At 47.5% G+C, this 21468-nt stretch carries 34 protein-coding genes; 1 reads left to right on the top strand and 33 read right to left on the bottom strand.

What is annotated here, in order from left to right; translation table 11 throughout:
- Positions 1–97: 97 nt before the first annotated feature.
- The gene (locus ACOQOZ_RS00005; protein ID WP_420588174.1) at positions 98–433 is read left to right on the top strand and encodes a hypothetical protein; all 336 of its coding nucleotides are present in this window, start codon (positions 98–100) and stop codon (positions 431–433) included.
- Between the two features lie 115 nt (positions 434–548).
- Here the strand turns inward: ACOQOZ_RS00005 and ACOQOZ_RS00010 are convergent, their stop codons facing one another.
- The 33 genes from ACOQOZ_RS00010 to ACOQOZ_RS00170 form a co-directional block, all read right to left on the bottom strand.
- Complete coding sequence (locus ACOQOZ_RS00010) at positions 549–887, bottom strand: hypothetical protein (RefSeq protein ID WP_420588175.1); 339 nt, start codon at positions 885–887, stop codon at positions 549–551.
- A 238-nt stretch (positions 888–1125) separates the two neighbouring features.
- On the bottom strand, positions 1126–1464 hold the full coding sequence (locus ACOQOZ_RS00015) for a hypothetical protein (protein ID WP_420588176.1): 339 nt from the start codon (positions 1462–1464) through the stop codon (positions 1126–1128).
- A gap of 262 nt (positions 1465–1726) precedes the next feature.
- Entirely contained in the window at positions 1727–1984 is a 258-nt protein-coding gene (locus ACOQOZ_RS00020; protein ID WP_420588177.1) for a hypothetical protein, read from the bottom strand.
- Complete coding sequence (locus ACOQOZ_RS00025) at positions 1981–2175, bottom strand: hypothetical protein (RefSeq protein ID WP_420588178.1); 195 nt, start codon at positions 2173–2175, stop codon at positions 1981–1983. The genes ACOQOZ_RS00020 and ACOQOZ_RS00025 overlap by 4 nt, the downstream gene beginning before the upstream one ends.
- A complete protein-coding gene (locus tag ACOQOZ_RS00030; protein ID WP_420588179.1) occupies positions 2172–2537 on the bottom strand; it encodes a hypothetical protein in 366 nt (121 codons plus the stop codon). The genes ACOQOZ_RS00025 and ACOQOZ_RS00030 overlap by 4 nt, the downstream gene beginning before the upstream one ends.
- Positions 2537–2680, bottom strand: coding sequence for a hypothetical protein (locus ACOQOZ_RS00035; protein ID WP_420588180.1), 144 nt, complete (start codon positions 2678–2680; stop codon positions 2537–2539). Before ACOQOZ_RS00035 ends, ACOQOZ_RS00030 begins: the two co-directional genes overlap by 1 nt.
- Before the next feature lie 378 nt (positions 2681–3058).
- Complete coding sequence (locus ACOQOZ_RS00040) at positions 3059–3772, bottom strand: hypothetical protein (RefSeq protein WP_420588181.1); 714 nt, start codon at positions 3770–3772, stop codon at positions 3059–3061.
- Entirely contained in the window at positions 3748–4443 is a 696-nt protein-coding gene (locus tag ACOQOZ_RS00045; RefSeq protein ID WP_420588182.1) for a hypothetical protein, read from the bottom strand. The genes ACOQOZ_RS00040 and ACOQOZ_RS00045 overlap by 25 nt, the downstream gene beginning before the upstream one ends.
- A complete protein-coding gene (locus ACOQOZ_RS00050) occupies positions 4443–4967 on the bottom strand; it encodes a DNA-binding protein (RefSeq protein ID WP_420588183.1) in 525 nt (174 codons plus the stop codon). The genes ACOQOZ_RS00045 and ACOQOZ_RS00050 overlap by 1 nt, the downstream gene beginning before the upstream one ends.
- 21 nt (positions 4968–4988) lie before the next feature.
- Complete coding sequence (locus ACOQOZ_RS00055; RefSeq protein WP_420588184.1) at positions 4989–5246, bottom strand: hypothetical protein; 258 nt, start codon at positions 5244–5246, stop codon at positions 4989–4991.
- A complete protein-coding gene (locus tag ACOQOZ_RS00060; RefSeq protein ID WP_420588185.1) occupies positions 5243–5629 on the bottom strand; it encodes a hypothetical protein in 387 nt (128 codons plus the stop codon). The genes ACOQOZ_RS00055 and ACOQOZ_RS00060 overlap by 4 nt, the downstream gene beginning before the upstream one ends.
- Positions 5630–5638: 9 nt before the next feature.
- Positions 5639–6229, bottom strand: coding sequence for a hypothetical protein (locus ACOQOZ_RS00065; RefSeq protein WP_420588186.1), 591 nt, complete (start codon positions 6227–6229; stop codon positions 5639–5641).
- 3 nt (positions 6230–6232) lie between these two features.
- A complete protein-coding gene (locus tag ACOQOZ_RS00070; protein ID WP_420588187.1) occupies positions 6233–6514 on the bottom strand; it encodes a hypothetical protein in 282 nt (93 codons plus the stop codon).
- Positions 6515–6519: 5 nt separating this feature from the next.
- On the bottom strand, positions 6520–7083 hold the full coding sequence (locus ACOQOZ_RS00075; protein ID WP_420588188.1) for a hypothetical protein: 564 nt from the start codon (positions 7081–7083) through the stop codon (positions 6520–6522).
- A complete protein-coding gene (locus tag ACOQOZ_RS00080; protein WP_420588189.1) occupies positions 7083–8606 on the bottom strand; it encodes a hypothetical protein in 1524 nt (507 codons plus the stop codon). The genes ACOQOZ_RS00075 and ACOQOZ_RS00080 overlap by 1 nt, the downstream gene beginning before the upstream one ends.
- Entirely contained in the window at positions 8603–10060 is a 1458-nt protein-coding gene (locus ACOQOZ_RS00085) for a phage tail protein (RefSeq protein ID WP_420588190.1), read from the bottom strand. The genes ACOQOZ_RS00080 and ACOQOZ_RS00085 overlap by 4 nt, the downstream gene beginning before the upstream one ends.
- Entirely contained in the window at positions 10061–10594 is a 534-nt protein-coding gene (locus ACOQOZ_RS00090) for a phage tail protein (RefSeq protein WP_420588191.1), read from the bottom strand.
- Positions 10591–11796, bottom strand: coding sequence for a baseplate J/gp47 family protein (locus tag ACOQOZ_RS00095; protein WP_420588192.1), 1206 nt, complete (start codon positions 11794–11796; stop codon positions 10591–10593). The genes ACOQOZ_RS00090 and ACOQOZ_RS00095 overlap by 4 nt, the downstream gene beginning before the upstream one ends.
- On the bottom strand, positions 11793–12134 hold the full coding sequence (locus tag ACOQOZ_RS00100) for a DUF2590 family protein (protein WP_420588193.1): 342 nt from the start codon (positions 12132–12134) through the stop codon (positions 11793–11795). The genes ACOQOZ_RS00095 and ACOQOZ_RS00100 overlap by 4 nt, the downstream gene beginning before the upstream one ends.
- A gap of 1 nt (position 12135) precedes the next feature.
- Positions 12136–13968: a phage tail tape measure protein gene (locus ACOQOZ_RS00105; protein ID WP_420588194.1), complete on the bottom strand. Its 1833-nt coding sequence runs from the start codon at positions 13966–13968 to the stop codon at positions 12136–12138.
- A gap of 41 nt (positions 13969–14009) precedes the next feature.
- Positions 14010–14216, bottom strand: a complete 207-nt coding sequence (locus tag ACOQOZ_RS00110) for a DUF7681 family protein (RefSeq protein ID WP_420588195.1) — start codon at positions 14214–14216, stop codon at positions 14010–14012.
- 103 nt (positions 14217–14319) lie between these two features.
- The gene (locus ACOQOZ_RS00115; RefSeq protein WP_420588227.1) at positions 14320–14499 is read right to left on the bottom strand and encodes a DUF6890 family protein; all 180 of its coding nucleotides are present in this window, start codon (positions 14497–14499) and stop codon (positions 14320–14322) included.
- A complete protein-coding gene (locus tag ACOQOZ_RS00120) occupies positions 14472–14780 on the bottom strand; it encodes a putative phage tail assembly chaperone (protein ID WP_420588196.1) in 309 nt (102 codons plus the stop codon). Before ACOQOZ_RS00120 ends, ACOQOZ_RS00115 begins: the two co-directional genes overlap by 28 nt.
- The gene (locus tag ACOQOZ_RS00125) at positions 14777–15064 is read right to left on the bottom strand and encodes a hypothetical protein (RefSeq protein ID WP_420588197.1); all 288 of its coding nucleotides are present in this window, start codon (positions 15062–15064) and stop codon (positions 14777–14779) included. Before ACOQOZ_RS00125 ends, ACOQOZ_RS00120 begins: the two co-directional genes overlap by 4 nt.
- Positions 15061–15489, bottom strand: a complete 429-nt coding sequence (locus ACOQOZ_RS00130) for a hypothetical protein (protein WP_420588198.1) — start codon at positions 15487–15489, stop codon at positions 15061–15063. The genes ACOQOZ_RS00125 and ACOQOZ_RS00130 overlap by 4 nt, the downstream gene beginning before the upstream one ends.
- 3 nt (positions 15490–15492) lie before the next feature.
- Positions 15493–15945, bottom strand: coding sequence for a phage protein (locus ACOQOZ_RS00135; RefSeq protein WP_420588199.1), 453 nt, complete (start codon positions 15943–15945; stop codon positions 15493–15495).
- Positions 15946–15957: 12 nt separating this feature from the next.
- Positions 15958–17094, bottom strand: a complete 1137-nt coding sequence (locus ACOQOZ_RS00140) for a DUF2586 domain-containing protein (protein ID WP_420588200.1) — start codon at positions 17092–17094, stop codon at positions 15958–15960.
- Between the two features lies 1 nt (position 17095).
- Positions 17096–17806 carry a hypothetical protein gene (locus ACOQOZ_RS00145; RefSeq protein ID WP_420588201.1) on the bottom strand — a complete coding sequence of 237 codons (711 nt, stop codon included), beginning with the start codon at positions 17804–17806 and terminating at the stop codon, positions 17096–17098.
- On the bottom strand, positions 17796–18284 hold the full coding sequence (locus tag ACOQOZ_RS00150) for a phage tail protein (protein WP_420588202.1): 489 nt from the start codon (positions 18282–18284) through the stop codon (positions 17796–17798). Before ACOQOZ_RS00150 ends, ACOQOZ_RS00145 begins: the two co-directional genes overlap by 11 nt.
- A complete protein-coding gene (locus ACOQOZ_RS00155; protein ID WP_420588203.1) occupies positions 18281–18745 on the bottom strand; it encodes a head completion/stabilization protein in 465 nt (154 codons plus the stop codon). The genes ACOQOZ_RS00150 and ACOQOZ_RS00155 overlap by 4 nt, the downstream gene beginning before the upstream one ends.
- A 105-nt stretch (positions 18746–18850) precedes the next feature.
- The gene (gene gpM, locus ACOQOZ_RS00160; RefSeq protein ID WP_420588204.1) at positions 18851–19540 is read right to left on the bottom strand and encodes a phage terminase small subunit; all 690 of its coding nucleotides are present in this window, start codon (positions 19538–19540) and stop codon (positions 18851–18853) included.
- Positions 19541–19543: 3 nt separating this feature from the next.
- Positions 19544–20578 carry a phage major capsid protein, P2 family gene (locus ACOQOZ_RS00165; protein WP_420588205.1) on the bottom strand — a complete coding sequence of 345 codons (1035 nt, stop codon included), beginning with the start codon at positions 20576–20578 and terminating at the stop codon, positions 19544–19546.
- A gap of 10 nt (positions 20579–20588) precedes the next feature.
- On the bottom strand, positions 20589–21464 hold the full coding sequence (locus tag ACOQOZ_RS00170) for a GPO family capsid scaffolding protein (protein ID WP_420588206.1): 876 nt from the start codon (positions 21462–21464) through the stop codon (positions 20589–20591).
- Positions 21465–21468: the final 4 nt, after the last annotated feature.

Raw genomic sequence — 21468 nt, forward strand, 5'->3', positions numbered from 1 at the left:
CTTTCGTGCTATTTTTAAAAATATGATGCAGTTATTTTGATTTAACTCAAAATTTCCTGATCAGGATGATATGGCTATTAGATAGGGAAGGGGCAGGATGAAAGTAAATAATATCAATGGAACAAGCGATAATTCATGTAAATGCGAGGGCTGGCTAGATCATTGGAAAAAATTTGGTGGTGGATGGTTTTTTGATGACTGTGCTGTAGAAGGATGTACTAATCGTGCGCATGTTGGAGCACACGTAAAAAAGCATAATAGTTCTGATAATAATTGGTATATAGTCCCATTTTGCCATACACATAATTTGTGTGACAAAGTTTTAGGGGTATTCGAATTATCGTGTGGAAATGTTCGAAACGTCATGACGACTGCTATTGCAACAGTCGCCGTTTTTCGTCATTCAACAACAACCGGATCAGGTCAGCGTTAGACGTGACTCCCCGCAGTTTTTTTTACCACCGCCAGCGTTTCTTGCTGCTCAGCATTCAGCGGAGCCTGCAACATGAGTTTGTTTTTTCTGTTTGCGTTGCGGTGTTTGTCCATAATTACCCCAATGCCAGGTCGCAGCCCAACGATTCAATCAATACAAGCCGATCCGCATAACTGGTCTGCTGTATTTTTTTAGCCGTCGCCCTATAGCCAGCATCATCCAACTCTTGATCGAGACAATCAATAAACAGCGCATCTACTACGCTACCCATTAAACATTCAGCGACCTGCTGTTGTTCAGTGTCTGACAACTCCAGAGATGAATGATTGTATTCCAGCAATCCCTGATAGCGATCCAGCATTGTCGATACCCGCTGACTGAATTTGTCAGGGTGTGATTGTTTGACCTGAATGATAGCCGGAGCCGGGAATAGTTTTAGTCGTTTATCTGCCATAGTATCCTCACAATTTTATTTTCTGCGCCCGAGTGTCCAGCTCCCCAGAGCCTTTTCGGAACGAATCAATCCACAGTAGTTTATGTTTGCTGAATTTTTTCCCGTAGGCCTGCCAGCGGAAATGACCACGAACCTCAAATGAATGCTCTAGAGGGCAGCGTTCGGGCAGTTGGAAAAACCAGTAATCAAACTGATCGTGACGGTCAAAAAAGAGCGGCAAAAACCGCTCTGTCTACCATTAAATCAGTTCTAGTTCGATTTTTTCAAAATCTTCGGTTTGATAGTTATACCTCTCAATATCATGTAGAGTGATATCGGTTTCATTAACTATCCACTCTGCAACACCAGCCGAATCATAGTCATCATCACCCGGATAGTTTCCGTTTTCGTCCTCATAACCACCCATGTGATATAAATCTATAAGCACATCCCAGTCGCTGTTCATATGGGTGTTGTGGCGTGTATCAACCGCTCCGTCAGCGTTGACATAAATATCCCAGTCAGTTGAACCAAAATGCTCAGCAGCAGCAGATAATTCAGAGATCAGATCGATCTTTTTGATTTGAATAGTGGTCATTTTTTTTCTCCTAGAACCGTTCCAGATTGGTCGGCGCTTTAGTTAATGGCTAACGGTGATTTGCAACTCTATCTCCCTCACCGTTGATATAACTATAGCATCAGTTCGCCATGACGCACAGCTATTTTCCACTCTTTATTTCGAATACCCAGTTTTAGAAATTGGTAGTTCTACGCTTGTTTCAGCAAATGTAAGCAAAACCTGTGATAGGTAATACCAAATAAAAAAGCTCCCGAATGGGAGCTTTTTTACATTCCTGTGGTTATAAATCTGAAATACCGACTCCAAGCTCTCTTGCCAATTTGAAATCTTCAATGCGATTTCTTACTGCCCTTGTCTTGGTGGTTTCAGGGCTGGTAGAAACTTTTTTGGCTGCCGGTTTATGGTTCTCAGCTTTACGAACAGGTTTTTCTGCTTTGCTTTCTGCGTAAGCTGCTCTTTTTTGAGCTTTTATCTTTTCAGCATGCTTTGCGTAATACAGCCTGTTGGCTATTTGCTTTGGTGTAAGGACTTCTGTCATTTGCCAACCTCCACCACTTCAGCACTGGAAGCTTCAAACACCTCCCTGGTTTCCGGATCAGCACATGTCCAGCGGTAGGATCGGGCGGCGGTTTTTTCTGCGCCACGGTAGGTTTTGTACCGTGGCTCCAGGATCTTTACCCATGACTTGCCCTGGTGGTTCCAGTAGCTCTGCTTGATGGCGTACATCATTGCATTACCTCCGGATTAAAATGCCACTTCCTTTTGACCTTGTTCATGATCTCCTTTCCGTTTGAACCGGCTGCATCAATCCATTTTGAAGGCCACCGGTCATGGTGTTTATATCCCATGGTCATCAGGTCAGCTTTTGCCCTGTTCTCAACATCGAGAAAGAGTAAAAACCTGAATTCAAAAGACGTTCCATTTTCCATGGATAACAACAATCTGGCGGCGGCTTCAGCACTGTTGCTGGAATGTTCCAAGGCCATTTTTGCCAAGTCAAGGGCGGCAGTTCCACGGTTAAAATGATTGAGAATGTTCAACCGTCTTTGCTCTTGTCTCGCCTGAATGCGCTTGATGGTGTTCTGATCCATCACGCTACCCCCATTTCCATCTTTGCCTTAACAGCAGCAGCCAGAAAAGACGGGTGAGTTTTACCCAGCAGCTTTACCAGCTCGGTAACGGTGAACTCACGGATTGCACGTTCCAGCGGCATGTTGTAAATTACTTCAGACATTAGTTTTAATTCCATATTTTGGTAAGGGTTGAAATTAATGTTCCTGGTCTGTTCGGGGCCTAATCCAACAGACCGGGAAATTCACAAAAAATCTGATTCAGCTATCGCACTGCTTTTCCACCTCCCTTATATAACGCCTCATAAACTCCCGTAGCTCACGGCTTGCGCTGGTGTCGTTCTGCTTGCACAAGGCAACAAAACGATCCCTTAACGACTCCGGAATTCTCATGGTCAAAAGCTTGGTTGCTTCCATATCCTCCGCTCTTCGTGTTTGCGTATATACATAATATATAATTCATATATGCATGTAAATATGCAGATCGGAATATTTTTTAAAAAGGGATGCGCCATCCTTTGGCACAGTGCAAGAAATGGGCGTTATTCTGTGATGGGTTCCAGTTGTCCGGAGCGGATGGAAGAAAGATTGCTGGCAGATCCTGAGATATCGCCTGACTGATCTGGCGGGCCTACTTTACCAGCGGTGTGTGTATGGCTGGCAATTATGCCAAGTGCGCCTTCTATTTCAGAAATACAGTCAACGACTATTTGCAAAACATTCTGTTGCTCACTACCCAGCCATGTTTTGGGAGCAGTCAGGAGCTGTTTGGCATTGGCTGTGCACTTTCTTATATTATCGCAGGTTTCCTCAATATTGGCGCTGGTGTGTCGTTGCCAGTTGTCGTATTTGTCATAGCCCTGCCATACGCTGCCGTTTTTGTGCCAGGCTGCTTCATCGGTATCCAGATTTGGCAGTTTCAATCCCCAGGGAATCACACCACGGATAAAAATCAATTTGGGTGATGCATAGGCAAAACAGAATTCTACAATACAGCCCGGATCGGGCAGGGCGAAAATACCACGTTCATTACCGGCATAAGTCATGCCTAAAACCACATCACGGAACAGTTTGCCCTTGTCGTTGAAATGTTCATCCACTGGTTGGATATCCACGGCGTACAAAGGTTCATCCAAAGTGCAGTTTCCAGTAATGGGTGTGGTGGTGATGCGTTCAACCCTGCCTAGCATGGGCGTGTGGTAGCCTGCCTTTAGCTCCGGATAGAGTCTGTTTACCAGTCGTTTGATGGCGTCCATGAAATCACCATAGTTTCCTGTCTGAGCTGTACTGAATTGACAATGCCCCGGTTAAACTGCACTCCCGGCCTGATAGCCGGAACCATGGCAATGCTGGCGCTATTGGTGCTTAAATGCCCGGTAAACAGGTTATCGGGAATCTGGATCGGGTGTTTTGCCCAGCGGGAATCCTGCCAGCTTCCAACAAATACCGAACCATCGCCCATTTGTTGCCAGATATACTGTGGAATCCGGTAAACCCTGCCAATGGCATCCATGGCCTGATAACCATCGCCCAGATGATAAAAATAGGGGGATGGCTGATCCATATAATCAGAGGAAGGGATGACAAAATTAATATCCGTCTGTTCGGTCAGGCTGACCAGCACATCTTTAGCGGCAACATGGCGCAATCCAAGGGGCAAAAATCGGTTTATAGTTGCGTTCAGCTCCCGGCAAAACAATTTTTGTTGTTGCGGGTTGATGGTAATACTGCTCTCCACATAGCCAATAAAAAAAGTGTAGGTTTTACCATCGCTCCAGCCCGCTTTGTAAACTGCAATGCCCGACAGCTCTTTATCAGACACAACAATAAAGATGGCTCTGCCGGGGCTGCACAGCTCCAGTCTGATATCGTCTTCAATCAGGTTGTGTGGCTCATTATCCACGGTCAAAGATTTGATAATTTTCATCAGGCAAGGGCATCATCCCATTTTTTCAGAACAGCCTTAAAGCCGGTCAGCTGTTCTTCATCGTTAGCCGGTGGTGTCAGAGTTGATGCCAGATCGTTTCCGGAATCCTGTTCTACGGCTGTTGGCTGAGGCTGGCGTTGCTCGGATTTTTCGGCAACAGTGCGATGCTCTGCCAGGGTGAACGCAATCTGCCAGAGCTGCAGCTGGTCATGCTCTGCCACATTGAAATTATCCGTAAACGTCACCTCCCGTATTTTGCAGACTTCGGCTATGGGGGTAACTATCTGGTAAATCGTCATATTGCCGTTGTCATCTGTGGATCGGGCAAGGGCAATCAGCCTGGTAAGGTCGTCTGAATTTTTGTAATGGATCTCCAGAGTGACTGCCAGAGTCACGGGCTTTATGCCTTCCTCTGAACGATCACTGGCAGAGCTCTGGCCGGAAAGCTCTTTGGTTTCTATGCGGAAATTTGCCCGGATTTTCAGATTATGGCCTAGTACCCGGGCACTATTGAGAGTCAACATAAAAATCCTTTGTAAAAGGATTCATCCTTGGTCAAAAATAACAATCATGGTCTGGAATTTTTCATACTCAAGATGTAGCTGGATATCGTTCAGTCGATTGCGGAAATTAGTGAAATCATCCTGTGCCACCCCGACCTCTGACTCGCATTGCTCAGCAGTCATTTCAGCAACTGCACTGGCGCTGCGTTGTATATTCAGCGTTGCCTGGTAAATATGATCAATCGCCTCAGATACTAACTGCCCGAATGGGGTTGAGGTGTTGTATGTAATGCGGCTCATGTCATTTGCTCCCGAACGAATTGGTTAATCGTTTGCTGTTCCTGTTTTGCTCTTGCACGGGTTTGTTTTTTAACCCGGTGCTTTCTTGCCTGGCCGTTGCTGATAAATAATGACTGTGCGGCACTGGCATCCTGTTGTTTTTGTTGTTCCTGAGTTAATCGCTGGTGTTCAGCAATGATGGATTCAGTCCAGTCAGGCAGGGTATCAATATTATCTGGCTGACGGTCAGGCACCTCAGAAATGTTGTATTCAATATGACCTTTGTCGTCCTGCCATTGCAGCGCCCAGAAATGGTCGGGAAGCTCATAGCCGGACAGGTCAAACTGCTGGGTTTTACCGTCCACAATGGTCAGGTTATCGGGTTCGACAATGGTAAGTTGCATGGCGGGTTCCTACAGTTTGATGATGAAGGCCAGGGCGTAATAGGGGTTCATTGTGCTGACGGTGTGGGTGTGGTTGCCTGTGCTGTTGCTACTGGCAGAGTGGGTATGGCTGCCAGTGCTGTTGCTGCTGGCGGTGTGGTTGTGGGAACCGGATGATCCAGCACTATTGCTATATGCTGTCCATGTCTTATTTCCTTCGTGATTGCCTTGGCCAACTTTGTCAGAATAAGCCCATGCACAATAACCAGTAATAGTATGGGAATGACTAGGCATCTCACTTGTTGTCAATGTATGAGAATTCACCGTAATACTATGACTATGACTCCCCCCAGAATCCACAGTCACATCATGACTATGACTCCCCTTACTATCCGTAGTAGCCGTTTTAGCTCCACCCGTATCCCCAACCTCATAATCACTACCCGCACAAATAATCATCCTGTCCCGCAAATCCGGCACAGCAATCCCGTTACTGGTTTCCCCCTCACCATTACACAACTGCCAGCCATCCGCTATCTGTGATTCAGTTCCGGCAAACATCCAGACGACTCCCGGAAAGACATCAGGCAGCACAGACCCCTTAACTTTTGTCAGAGCCATCGTTCATTCCTCCAGCGTCTGCAAAATACGGAACACCACTTCATCACCTGCATTAACCCCTTCCGATAGTGTCACCCGCTTGGTATTGGTTTCAGCGTAAGCGCTTGATTTTGGAGCCTGTTCAGCCCCGTTGATACAAACCACCAGGCTTGAATACCCCAGTGTATAGCTGTTGCTCAAATCAAACACGGTTTGTCCTGAAGTCGCATTATGCACTTCTGAAACATAACGGGAGCCAACCCCACCACCATCGCCAGATGGCACAAAATCCGACAGATTACTCATGCCGGTTATTCCAGAATCCGCCAGCCCAGCTCTGCATTGCTGTAAAGCAACTGCAGGGAAACCAGGCTGGTATCCAGGGTCAGGTTATCCTCTGCCCCCATGATCCGTTTGCCATTACGGTTCAGGCTGACCGGGTTGGTATCCAGAGCGTTGCCAACATCCACAAAATCAATGAGTTCACCGTCGCCGGGGCTGGCTGGCAGAGTGACGGTAAATGCTCCGGCACTGCTGTCCAGCAGGATTTTTTGTCCAGCCATAGCGGTTGTGTCGCCAGTCATCAGGTTCCAGTCTGAAGTGCCCGGCGGTATCACCAGACCAATCAATACCTGAGCCTCATCACCTTTTATCAGAGGGGATGCCAGCGTCAGCTGATTATTTGCAATAGTGAATGCGCCACGGGTTTCATCCTGGTGAGCCCCATTAATAAACAACATGGCTTTGGTAAATGCATGTGGAGGCGACAGAACGGTTTCTCCACCAGTGGCAACCGGAGCTGACCAGCTTATGGTGTAGATTTCTGAGCCTCCTCCGGAGCCTCCGGTGGGCACAAAATCTGATAAATTACTCATCAGTTCATTACCACCCATCCCCTGGTGCTGTTCATATACACAAAGGTCATCAGATAGCCCGGAACATCAACATTCATATCTTCAGACAGTGACATAATATTTGTACCATTTCTGCCGATGGTCAACTGCTTCCCCTGGCCTGCCAGCCCTGTTCCGTCAGCAACCATGACGGTATGCCCGGCGCTGGGTGACGATGGCAGATTGACTGTTAATGTACCAATGCTGTCCATATCCACCATAATCCGGTCACCGTTGGCGGCTGTGGTGTTGCCCGTCACTACTTTCCAGTGGTTGGGTAACAGTTTATCCAACTTACTTTTGTAGTTGCCGGTAAAATTCTGCTCAGACTGGACATCAACTACAAAGGCGTAGGCTTTGTTAGCACTGTCATATGTGACAGTGATTCTGGTCTGTGAACCGTTCGCCATGGCCCCGGCAATATCTTTAATCTGGTTATCGGATCGGATGGCGGTGGATGGCAATCGGGCATTGGGCACAGTGCCTGAATTCAGGTTGCTGGCATTGCGATAAAAGGATTCGTTCTGGCCGTTCAGCAGGGCTGAATCTTTGGCTTTGGCATTGATACCCAGATACAGCAGGTTGGCCTCTTCTTCAGATAGCTTGCTGTTAGCGGTATTCAGTGCGGTTGTGCCACGGTCATAGGCGGTTTTAGCAGCTTTTGAGCTGGCAACATCTGTACTGCTGTCAGATGTGACTGAATCACTGACAACACTTTTGTTAACAAAACGGCCATCAACTTCCGTTTTGTTATAGGCGTTCAGGTCACCAGCGGTTTTCGGGATACTGGCTTCAAGGTTGGTCAGGTAGCCATCCAAAATTTCTTCATCATGGAAGATCAGATCGGTGCTGTAATCTCCCAGTGCTGGCATTACATCACCATTGCGTTTGTTCCATGAATGAACGTCAACAGTGACATTGGTTTGCAGTATCAGCCAGTCATCATCGGTAGTGGCAGAACCTGCCGGATCAACTTTCAGAATATAAAGGGAAGCGGTTCCGCCACTTCCTTCAATAATCGCCATATCCCCCATATGATGCTTTGTATAAGCATTGCGTTCTGCAGTGCTGTCATAGACAAACACATTGACAATAGTTTGTCCGGGGATCTGGTTAGGGCTTAATAATCCGGCACTATCCAGACCGGCGTAACCGTTAGATTTGTTACGGTTTGCCAGTTTTTCAAAAGTGGATTGATATTCAGTATCTTTGCTGGAAATCAGTTTGTGGGCGGCTGCAGCGTGATCATAAGTTTCCTTGGTAGCAAGTGAAGCTGAAACTGTGGCTGTGCTGGTTGAATCAGTGGCGGTGCTGATACTGGATTTCTGGATATAGCGGGCGTCCCCTTCGCTCTGGTTGATCTTGCTATTGGCTGCAGTCAAAGCTTCATCGCCTTTTTTGTAGGCGGTTTCAATGGCACTCTGGACGTTTTTGTCAGCAATACCGGTGACGGGTGAAAAAATAATATCCTTTGCCTTGCGTAAATATTCCTTTAATGGCTTCATTCCATCACCCTCCAGCCATAATGCGAACCACAATACAGCAGTGACATGGAAATCAGGTTGGTATGAATGCCAAGATCGTCATTTTTCCCCATAATCAGATTGCCATTGCCGGAAACACTGACTGCATTATTTTCAACCGTTCCGCCAATATCCAGAAAATCGACTTGCTGCCCTTCCTGTGGAAGGGCTGGCAGGGTGATGGTGAATGCCCGGCTTTCACTGTCCAGCAATAATTTATCGCCCGGACTGGCGCTGTAATCTTTGCGAATCAGTTTCCAGCTGGCCGTTAGTGATGCCTGTTTACTGGTCGCTTTTGCTCCACCAATAATCACCTGAACGTGGTCATCCTCTTTCAGATGGTCAGCGAGGGTGATTTCATTATCGGATATCAGGTACGCCCCTCGGTTCTGATCCTGCATTACGCCATTGATGTACACGTCAGCGAGAGTGAACGAATAGGGCGGTTTAATAACGGTCTGGCCTTCTGTGGCAAGCGGGGCAGACCATGAAACAGGGGACTCAACTTCAATCCATTCCCCGTTCATCCGGTAGTAGGGTTTATCATTCTCAGGCGCTTCTGGAACCAGATGATCCAGCAAATGATCTGCAATAGGGCAGGTTTTTCTCAGATCATCAACCACTCCGGCAGATGATATTGATGCCACCAGTTCCATGTAGTGTTGAACCTGATTGCCGTCCATGTAATCAGCCTGGTCATCATTGCTGTAAACTGGCTGGACTGTGACAGTTACCCCATTGAGATCCCCATGCCTGGATACATCCAGCCATATTTTTTTAGGCAGTGAGCCAGGATCAAACAGAATATCTGACTGATTAAATGTCCTGATCCCCTCCACATAGCCAGTTCCCTGCCTGATTTTATATTTTCCGGCATCATTAATAACCTGAAACCCGGTTCCCCAGAAACAGGAACGACCGTAAATATCCCTGGTACTGACTCGCTCCAGCTCATCAGAAGCGTGCAACCTGGCCATAAAATCAATCTGCCAGGTAGCCGCCTCTACCGTGATGCCAGTAACTGCCTGAGCCCCGTCGTACACCGTCATAAAGTTGCGAGTCATGCTTTGACCACGGATATTATTGCCGGGATCATCGGCCACTTTATTTTGCGTGGGCATAGTGGCAATGGCGACACTGGCATTGCCATCCTGACTGGAAACCAGATCCATCCGGTTAAATTCAAATGGGCCCACAGTGCTGTCCATAAACAGGCTGTAAACTACCTGGTTCGGATTCACATAACCGGTCTGGGTAACGCTGGCCTTATGAACTATCTGACTGGAATCCGGTAACCCGGACGTACGATCTATAGGTGCAGTAGGATCTATATCCGGATCGTAGGACAGGATAAAAGTATCAATGTTCAGTATTTCATGATTGCCCAGTTTTTCAGCAATCAGATTTTCGCCTTGCAGGGTGATGACTTCTGCCATTTATGACGCTCCCGGCAAACTGGCTATGGAGGTTTGCTGATCCCAGTCAAAGGCTCCGGACGTTGCCTCCATGGTCAGCAGGGTAATAACTTCCCATTCATAACGGCGGCAGGTTCGGCCATAAGTCTGAATCAGCCAGTTCATAAACTCCGGATTCTGTGAAGTGATGGAGTCGCTGACACGTAACACAATCACGTCCCAGTCTTTATCCGGTAATCGTTCTTCCTGCTCTATATAACCCAGTTGCAATCGTTGGAATATGGCAACAAATCCAGCCGTGGAACCGGCATCTGAGGCATTAGCGTAGGCATGAAATACCCTTAGCCGGTACATTTCTACAGGCTCATTGGAGAATCGTTCTATACCACGCTGCCAGGCTATCAAGTCAACAATACCCGATTGCGCGGTGCGTGGGTCAAGCTGGGTAAGGGGCCAGTTGGCCCATTCCATCACCTGTGCAAACCAGTTTTCGGCGGCCTGTTTCAGTTTGGTCAGTTCCGGGCCGCTCATCCACCATGGCAATGTCAGGTTCATATGTAAGCCCTCATGGTGGCGTTCATGTTTATAGTAAGGTTGCCAATGACGGGAAGCTCCATAAGGCTCTCAATATCGCCACGGTCAAACACCACAGAATCAAGATCAGGTAGATAATCATGAAGTTCCTGTCCTAGCCTGCTTATGCTGAAACGGTCAAAAGGCCAGGTACGGGTAACCGGGTACGCCAGATTTTCCCGAAAAGCACTGCGTACCATTTGTTCACAGTCTTTTTTTAACTGATCCAGTTGCTCTGTGGTCAGATTGCTGACCGGGTAAATAGTCATTTTGAAATCATAGGGAGTGCCTGGCATGGAGAAACATTCCATATCATCACCATGGCCATGGTAGCCATTATCCCTGATATGAGCGTTCACACTATTTACCAGATCCTGTGGTGCGGATCCGGTTTCTACCATCAGATAAGCATTGGCGGTTCCCGGTCCTCTGGGTGCGCCATGCTCAAACCATATGTAATCAGACCGTAACCCGGAAAACTCAGTGATAATGGATTTGTATGCAGCATCGTGGTGAAACTGACCAACGGCGGTAAACTGGTTCTGGCATCGAAGTCGTAATTCATCATTGGACTCAACATTGGCTCCGGTGGTAGTTATCCAGTCATCGTTATTGCGTACTGACACTACGCCATCTACCGGCTGGGGCAGAATATGGTAATAACCGGGCGCCAGATTGTAGGCCGCTCCGGGCTCTGCAGCCATTGCCTGCACATCTACAGTAATCTCGTTTTCAGCAAAAGTGGTGTCTTCCAGAGTTACCAGCTCATAGACCACGCCGTTAACAGGAGGGGACTGTATCCTGGTTCCTTTGGGAACCACCATGGCATTTTGAACATTGACTCTGGTGAATGTTATGTTGCCTGTGGTAGCTTCGCCCTCTTTGCGTTTGAGTTTCAGGCTCCAGGCAAGGATATCCAGAAAAACATCTTTTGACGTTTTAACAAAGCTGTTGGGTAGCAGGTCATTAATCAAAAACTTCACAACCCACATAGCAGGAGCGGTGACAATGGCGCTAATTAGTCGCCAGAATGGAGACCATCGGGAATCATTACTGATCTGACTGCCCTGGTCAGTATTAATCTGATTCCACTGTGATTGCATTTCTTCTTCAGTGGTGGGAATACCGGCATCCCGAACAATCTGCTCAAAATCTTCTTCATGGGTATTAATGGAATCGGTCATGTAGCGACCTCCATATCCATGCCCACTTTGATATCTCCGGCAATGCTCTCTGCAAACAGGTAGATTTTTTCCCGGTTGCTCCAGTCGATCTGGATAGTACCAGGTTTAATTCGGGTATCGTCTTCTACCAGTGTTTCCACTTTGGACATATTGCCAGCCCACTTGCTCTGTGACCGCTCGCCAACCAGTTCAATTAAAAGGCCACTATCCAAAATCATATGAACAATATCCTGGGTAATTGACGGGCGCTGTATAACCATTTCCGGAATACCAGCGGAATCCAGGGTAATATCCCGGTCAGTAATCAGAATATCCTGCCATTCACTGGAAGCGGTCATATCAGGCTCCCTCCATTAGCAAAAATTCATTGAGTAATGCCGGGCTCATGGGCTGATTTGTGGTAATAGAAACTTCTGTGGTTTTGTTGCTGTTATCGCTGATTGATTTGCTGATCTGGTTGGTTACACCTCCGGCGGGCACTTCGTTGGGCATGGTTTCACGGCGGTAAGGTACGTCAATATTCAGGGATTCAACATCAACAACAGGTTGCATTCCGGGAATTCCGGTAGGTCGGTAGGTTTCAGCTTCTGGAGGCAAATTGACCGGGGCAGGAGCTTCAATTTCTGAACCAATACTGATTCCCGGAATCTTATCCAGCTTCTCAATAACCCAGTCAACAATGCCTCCCAGTGATTTAAACCAGTCAACAATACCCTGAACCATGGCGGTGAATGCTTCGCCAGCAGCGGTATCAGAAAAAACATTCCAGAGTGCTTTGATGCCCATCCATGCTGCATAGAGAACGGCCACCAATCCGGTGATACCAATCACAATCAACCCGACAGGAGAAGCAAGGAACGCGGCATTCATTGCCCACTGGGCGGCAGCCATGGTCATGGTAACCAGTCTTCCCAGTTTCATAATCATCATAAAACCAGCCCAGGCGGCCTTGCCCACTCCGGCGGCAATGGTCAGGGCGGCCATACCTGCGCCTAATGCCAGAATGGTAATGGCTGTAAAGCCAACTATTTTGGTCAGATTGGGGAATAGTTTTGTCCAGTACAACACCTCTCTGGCTCCGGCTGCCATGGTATCAATCAGGGGATTAATTACCGGCAACAGTGCCTGACCTATGGCTATTCGCACTGCATCAATACCGGTTGCCAGTTGTGCCCATGGATCGGTCATAGCTTCCGCCATTTCGGCGGCCTGGTCCATGTTTTTGATTTCACTCAGTTCGGTGATTGAACCTGCCAGATCTTCAGTACCTGCCATCAGCAGTTGAATCAGTTTCACGGCTTCATCTGTGCCAAAGGCGTCTTTCAGGGTGGTGAATTTAGCGGCTTTATCCAGATGGCCAATTTTTCCTTCCAGCAGATCCAGAATATCGGTCATGGATTTCATATTGCCAGTGGCATCAAAGAAAGAAACGCCCAGTGAATCCTGAGCGGATACCGCACCACTTAAAAATGCATTGTATTTAGTGGCGGCCTCGCTACCGGACATAGTGGCTTGCAGCGTGCCCAATACCGCTAATTGCTCACTCATGTTAACACCCATAGCGGTAGCTGATGCGCCAAGGGCTCCAAAACCCGATGCCATTTCTGAACCGGTGGTTTTAAACATCCTTACGGCGGCTGCCGTTTGCCCTGCCACCATTTCAACCCAGTTGGATTTGCCCATCTGGTCAGCAGTATTTTTGAACACGCCATACATGGTTCCCATGTAGTTTGTGATAGTGGCGACATCAGATTTAGTGCCTTTTGCCAGAATGCCTGAAGCGGTGGTGAAGTTCGAAAGTTCCTGACCACTCAGCCCACCAATGGCGCTTTGAATATCGTAAGATGCCCGTACAAACTCATCAGCAGCACTGCCATAGCTGGCAGAGAATTCAAGAGCGGAAATATTCAGTTGGTTTAGTGCGTCTTCCTGAACTCCCAGGCTTTTCACTTCCCCCAGAGCCCGATTCATTTCAATAGCTGGTGACAGGCTCTGATAAATCAATGCCCCGGTTCCGGCCAGACCGATAGCCCCGGATGCCATATCATGGAAACCGGTTTTTGCAGTCGATACCAGATCGTCAAAGCTTTTTGTAGCCTTCTGGGCAGGGCTGGTGATTTTGTCTACCAGCCCTACTGTAAACATCAGAGGCGTCAGGGCATCGGATGACATAAGCTGTTTTTAGCTGCTGGCTATTGGCTGTTTGCTTCTGGTTACTCCCGGTCTGGTTTGGTGACTGATTTCACAGCCCACATGGCGGCATCTTCAAAAGCGGTTTGTGCCAGAGAGGTGCAACGTTCGTCTTTTCCATGCTCTGCAACCAGGTCGATCAGTTCGGCGGCTTTCTGCTTTATTGCATCCACGGTTTCATTACCATCGGGATTAAAAGCAATGCCGACACGATATTCGCCTTCAGTCATAACAACCTCACAAAAAAACAGGCGCTCCTACGTGAATGAAACAGGGGTTAGCCCCACAAATTTTGATTTCATGCACGTAGCGCACGATATTTTGAACAATAAATCAGCGTTTCCGTCTTCCGGAGAACGCTCTGGCAACGCCATTGGCAACGGCTTTCTGCATTCGCTGCCAACACTCTTTTTCCATCCAAAGAGCCCTCGCCATGGTTTCCTCAGAAAGGTCTGAACCGGGAAACCAGTGTTGGGCCAGGGCTTCTAACTGGGTGAATCCGTCCTGGTCAATGCGCCTTGCCCGGTGCTGGACTTTTTTACAGTAATCGCAACATCAGGCTTAAATTCTTTGACCACTGCACCAAACAGGTCACTGGTTAATGCGTCATGAAATGCCTGTTTAACGGCCTCTTTTGTGTTTTCGTTGGCAGAGGTAATCACCAGAAAATTGTGCATGGGCGCAACTTTGTTTTCCATCTGCAGGGCATTAATGCAGTTGTTGTAATCTTCAAGGGTGACTTTAAACATCAGCTCTTTGTCGCCGATCTGTACTTCAATGGTTTTTTCGTTCATGGCGTTATTTTGCTATCCAGGTGTCGTAGGGCTTCTCCCATCTCTTCCTTGTAATTTGAAAAAGATTTTCTGGGAAGGTAGTTTGTTGATAATTCAACCTGCAACTCACTCAGCTGCTTTTGCAGATCATCAATTTGATCTTTGGTTTCATTTCTGAATGTCTGAGTTTCGTCCCAGAGATGTTTCAATATCCATCCACCAGGACCGACCAAAAGGATATTGACCAGGACCAAAACAATAGCGCCTATCTGTTTGTAACTGAGGGTGATAGATTCTGTGCTCATACAATCTTTGACTCTCCGGTTTTCGGTGACCAGAGGGTTATTCGTTCACCATTGCGAACATCAAAATGAAACCAGGTAACATCACTTTCTATAAAAGTGATGTAAGGGAACATCTCTTTGTTATTAATGACAAACTGGCGAACCTGTTCAGCCGTATGATCACGGAACTTGCAATCCATGGCTCTGCCAAAAGCATGCTGGCTTGTTGGGCTAAACACCTTACATTCATCGGTTCTCAGTCCGGACTGTTCGAAATTGCCGCCAAAACACCAGTTATTGATTGTACACAGCCCCATCTTCAGACGTAACTGATCCAGAGTCATTAAAACCCGGTCATCAATCAGACTCAGTGATTTGTCGCCCATCTTCTTATAAACAGAAGGGGGAACCAGTTCCTGAGCCTTGAAAAATCGGGGCTGGTACATGTCTTAGGCTGCCCGTATATCATCAGTATCTGTCTGTGACAGATAATTGGTGTCATTGATACGAACAAAATCAGGGCTGGTGACATCAAAGGGGAGGGTGGTCATATGCTTTTCCCCTCCGGCCTGGTCGATATCCAGCAGGCTGCTGATTCGCAACAGGCAACCAAACAGCTCAACTTTCATATTTTCATTACCAGTATCAGCAAATGCATTTATGTCGAATGTAGAAAGATCTCTGAAAGATCCAGCACTGGATGCAGCGTTCATAATCAATGTAAAATTCTGGGCATCGACTTCAATCTCGCCACTACACGCCACTTCGCCATCCACATAATCGTTGGGTATCCCACGATCTTTTGCTACTGCCCGGCTGTCGTCTATGTCGGCAGTCATGGAATTGACGAATATCAGAAAATCGCCCAGCTGAATATTGAAACTTTTTCCTGAAATTCTCATAAAAACCTCTCATCAGGCGGCATCTGCGTACTGGGTTAAATCCAGAGTGATATTGGCAGTGATGGACTTGGGAGAGCCGTAGGGGCGCAGGGTGAAATAAATTTCAACGGTGTTTTTTGTAACCCAGCTAATTACAATATCCCCGGATTCTGGTGGTTCAATCTCTCCTGGGAAAGGGATGCCGTTAATTTCCACCCCGTGACTCATCTCCCGAAGGGGGGTCATAAAGTAAGTTTTGTTAAAGGCGATAGACTTGGAAGTGCTGTTCAGAAGACGGTTTGCAATTCGTGATACCGCCAGCAGGTAAATACGTCTGGCGGCCTTGTCGGCAACCCGCAGGTTTTCAATAACACGGTAATCGCTGGTTTCCGGGGCCAGAGTATAACCGTCAGACGTATAGGTTCCCTCGTAATCCTCATACCAGGTGGGCACAGTGAAACGTCCATTGTCGTGCAAATCCAGCAAAACGCTTTTGTCCAGTGGCCTGCCGTTAATATCAACCGGGCGTTCGGCATAATTTCCCACCAGTGAACCGGTAGCAGTACGCATTGGACTGTCTGCCACACTGACTGATTGATTCGCCAGTCGCCCTGCCAGAGAGCCCAGAAAATCCGGATATAATAAAGGAACAACAATTACCCGATCGCCTGCAACATTCTCAGTAATCGCTTTGGCTGCTGCTGAATAATCGCTCCAGCTTTCGCCATCATTGGAGGCATCCAGTTCCCGGAATGCAGCCTGAAAGAATGTGCGGCGCTGGTATTTGCTAATCATTGCTTCAGCTTTGGCGTGCATATCCTCTAGCTCTGATTTGGCAGAAACCGGGTCGCAACAAACTACAGATTCCACACTGACCTGACCAACAGCATCATCCACTGAATCCAGCAGATCCGCACTTTCAGAGAGTGGTAACACATAACCAAACCAGTTCTGACCACCATTATTAATAGCTGCCATGATCTGTGTCTTCAGGTTGCTGGTATCACTGCCCAGCAAATCATCCAGATTGGTAGATGTATTAATGGCGTGTACCTGGTCATTGATTTCTGAATCTCCGGCCACTCCGGTAAAAAGGTCCAGGCATTCGATAGCAGTCGGAGAACCTTGCCCAAGGTTTAAATTATTAACGGTAACGGAACCTAAAGACATACTAGCCTCCTATTTTCGGAGAACCGTTGGAGCGGCGTTGTCGCTCCTGTTCAATCTGGTCAGAGATAATCTGTGATGCATCACCACCCATAACCCCAAGGAACGGTCGGGCAGGGACTTTTACTTTCCAGGTCTTGGGTGGTCTTTCTTCCTTCCGGAGTTTCCGGATAACCAGAGCGGCCTGCCCCATCTTCATGTTTTCCATGATCCATTTCTGGCTGGGTTTCTTCTTTCGGGTTTTGCCTTTACGGGGTTTCTTTGTCGTATCCTGTGGCGTTACCCGAAACCCTTCATTCAACAATGCTTTTGCCTGCTTGCGGCTGGCAGGTTGCTGATAGTCCGGCTTGCCATGAATGTTTTCCATTTTCAGGGCATCAAACACTTCCGGAATCCCGAACTGGTGACGTGAGGCAAGTTTGGCAATCGCCCGGTTCGTCCAGGTCAGCCTGACGTTTTTTGTGTTCGCAAAAAACTTAATAGTCTTGCCCATCTTTTTTAATACCTTGCCCCTGCCGTATTTCCGTTTTTCCATAGATTTACCAGACAGGGTTTGCTGTTGGCGGATATGGTCACGGCTTTCTTTCAACAGGACTCTACCGGTATTTTTCAGGATGCGTTTACGGGATGTGGCGGACAAAGAACGGATCACCAGCTGCTGATTAATGGCGGCTGCCCGTTCTGCATCGTAAGTAACTGACATATCAGGAATCATCTGAGACTCCCTTGTGACGGTCTTCCGGCTCCACTTCCTCTACAGATTCCGCTACATCCACCAACGGATCATCAATCAGGCTCCAGCGTTGCCCCTGCCATGGAATATTTCCCGTGTCGTCCATCACCACCATGACCGGTTCCACAAACTCAATGGAGATATCTATATCCCACTGGGTTCCGGATGCGTCCAGTGCTTCAATATCAATATCCGGGTCAGGTAACTGATAGGAATCACGATCCGGGTCATGGTCATGTAACCAGGCGGATACCCAGGCGGTAATCAGCCTGGAATCTCCGGTATAGCGTTCAATCAGTAATGTGCATTGATGATGGAGCCTGCATATTTCAAGATATTTCCCCATATTCCGGCTTTCCGGAATGACGCTGCAAAGGTCAACCCAGTTATCAATGTTCTCTTCTGGAACAAAATTCAGACCCACCAGAAAATCAGTGACCTGCTGCAGCTTGTAGCTCATATCACATCCACCGAAATATCAGAGAGTTCAAGGAATGCCCTTACGGCTTTATCTGAGTTGCAGAGGTTGGTGTATTCAGTCTCTTGTGATGACTTCGCCTGGTTCTCTGCCGGTTCCCGTCGGTCAATGGTGGGGTAATCCCGACAGATAACGGCTTTGCAACGGCAGGAAACAGCCCGGCGATACAGCATCAGCAATCGGCTTTCGTCGCCTATGGTTTCAGCCGGAACGTCTTTCAGGTGGTCGAAACCTTCATCCATTTTCCTGTGGCGATAATCCATCAGCTGAATGTTGATTTCAGCCATTGCATGGCTCAAATGTTCCTTGATGGTTCCCTGGTTAAGTTCATTGGGTGTCCGGTAGTCTTCGCAAAACTTCCCGATATCAATATCCGGCCAGAACAGCTGGTTTTTGATGATGCCTTCATGCTGCGTCGTTCTCTTGCCGGAAAAACGGTTCATGACAGAAACCTCAGAACCGGGACAGAGCAACAGAAACAAACCCCGAACCCGATTGGTTTGACTTGTTTCTGTGCCTGCCCGGAGTGGGTGCTGAGGAGTCTTTCATTAGTCCAGTTTCTTTTTAATCTGGTTAATTTTGGTGGTGCATTTGCTACCAACAGGGTCGATTTCCATGGCTCGGGTGAAATGTTCCAGGGCGTTTTTAAACTGCTTATTGCTGAGATCAACATCACCGGCCAGCTTGTGATATTTGCCAATCAGCTCTCTGGGAACCTTCCAGCCATCCTCAACCATGGCTTCAAAGGTCTGACTGAACTCGGGATCGTGGGGCTTGTCTCTGGCTATCTGGGCATTTGCCCAGTGCAAAACACTATCAGCAATAAAAGTGGGCAGATTGGTTTTCTTAAACCGTTCCGGCATGGGTTGCTTCTGCTCAATAGCGCAATCCACAAAGGCCATGGCCTCCGGAATCTGCCCAACATCCAACATCATGATGATGACTTCCACCAGAACCGGATTCCGGTAGCTTTCTCCTTCCTCAATATATTTCTGTGCAACAGAAATATATTTGGGTATCAGTTCATCCTGTTTTAGCTTGTCTTTATCTCCGGGGGAGAGCCCTGACAAGCGTTTCAAATCGGTTTCAAGGCTGTTAACCAGTAGCTGAAACTGGTCATAATCTTCTGCTGTCTGCCGTATGGTATCTGCTTCGTATTCGGCGGCAAGCTGATCTTTTTTTTCAGCTTTTTTTCTGGCTACAGCAGCATCTTTGAATTGCATGGCGATGGAAGTCATTTTTTAACTTCCATCTGGTGTAGTTGATTCTTCATCAACAAACTCTATGTTATTAGCTTCAATTCCGGCAATACCGTCAAAATTTTCAATCATGTAGGCATCGTTGGAACTCATAAAATCAACCACGGAATTACGCTCTGGCTTGTCTTCCATCTTGCGGCGGGTTCTTCCTGACTGGTAATAGAGAGACAGGTTTTCTGTATCAGTTACCACCAGACCAGTATCCGGAAAATGAGGAATCACCAGTGATGGCAAGCCACCATAGGTTTTTTCCAGAACCATGATCTGGTTTTTTTCTGTGGGTTGTTGGGCAAAAGATGACAAAGCCTTACCCATATCATTAGCTACCAGACGCCTGCCGATGATGGCTACTTCGCTGCCGGTGCGCTGGGCATCGTCAATAATGCTATACACATCGTATGTCATTGCATCCAGGTTCTTATAATCACCAAACTTGCCAATGGTGATTTGCCCGGAACCATCGGATGATTCCGTAAGATAATGTTCTTCCTTATGGGTCATCAGCAGTTTCAGCCAGCCAATGTTTACATCTTCCAGATTGGTATTGATACCCGGTTTGGTTTCAGTGGCTGCCGATGTGCCATACCAGCCCACCATAATTCGATCCAGGGCAATACGGCGGTAAACCTGCTGCATGTACAGTTCCATAAAATTATCAAACCGTGCCCAGGCATCCAACAAGTCATAGCTGAATGAAACATCAAATTCCGTTAACTTGCATTCATATTCAACCCCATCCGGTGGCTGCATTTTGGTTGGCTGGCGGTCTTTTTCATCTACATTGGTGCGTTTTGCCAGCGGGCTGTATATACCAATTTTAACCGATTGCCCCTTGCGGTCTGTGACAGGCAACATATTGATACGTTTCAGAAAGTCACTGGAATCCTGAATAGCACTGTTTAGCATGGTTTCCATGGGTTCAGTGACAGAAAAATATTTCCCGGGATTAGTCACTTTGTACGATTTGCACAATGCCTGGTGCAGCTTTCTGAATTTTTGTATGGTTAACTCTCTCATGGCTGCAACCTCAAACGAACTGAACTTCTTCACCAGCTCCGGTTCCGGCTGGCTTTTCAGTGGCTGGCTTCCCCTCAACGGCCTTGGAAAGTTTGATTTCAACGTCGGTTAACCGGGTGCTTAGCTTGTCGATAGCATCAAGAATATTTGTTTCAGACTCTTTGCCAGTGGTTTCATTGCCTGTTGCAGTGGTTTCAGATCCGGTTTCAGGCTTTACGGCAAAGGTCGCATTTGCAAACTTGTCAGCCAGGGTGTTGTTCAAACTTTCGGCAGCTTCAAGTTGCTTTTCAGCCAGATCCTTCAGGGCGTTGAACTGCTCATCTTTCATATCGTATTCCTCTGGATCGGGCTGGATCTCCCGGCTTAATAATTGCTTAAGCCGTTTGATGAATGATTCAGATTCTTTATTGGGGTCATCAAACTCCGGTAAGGCTGTATCGGAGTAATCAATGGATTCGGTTTGCTGACTGATTAATAACGGACAGGGTTTCTGTTTAGAAAATTGCAGGGCAGAGGTTCCCAGGCTGGCGGGCTCATCGGTGACAGCCAGCCCCATCAGGTAAGCCTTTCCGGTTCCGGCAAAATCATCGGTCAGCTCCATACTGGTATGCAGTCGCTGCCCCTGTTTGTTCATTTCGATCAAACGGTTATTGGGGTGGATTTTTGCCTTCAGGACGGTTCTGCCTTTTTTATCAGTGCCGGTTTTAACCTGAGTGACTTCACCAAAATTGCCAAACCACCAGAGTAAATGCTCAGAGCTGATAACAGCCTGATACTCTTCAGGGTCGTAGGTTTCGGCGGCTTCCAGCAACATCTGTTCACTGATCTTTCGACCATCAACCGTTGGGCCTGCTGTGCCTATAGTCAGCCAGTCTGTTGTCAGCATGGGC

This window comes from Bacterioplanoides sp., from assembly GCF_965219715.1.
In the GTDB taxonomy this organism is placed as follows: domain Bacteria; phylum Pseudomonadota; class Gammaproteobacteria; order Pseudomonadales; family Oceanobacteraceae; genus Bacterioplanoides.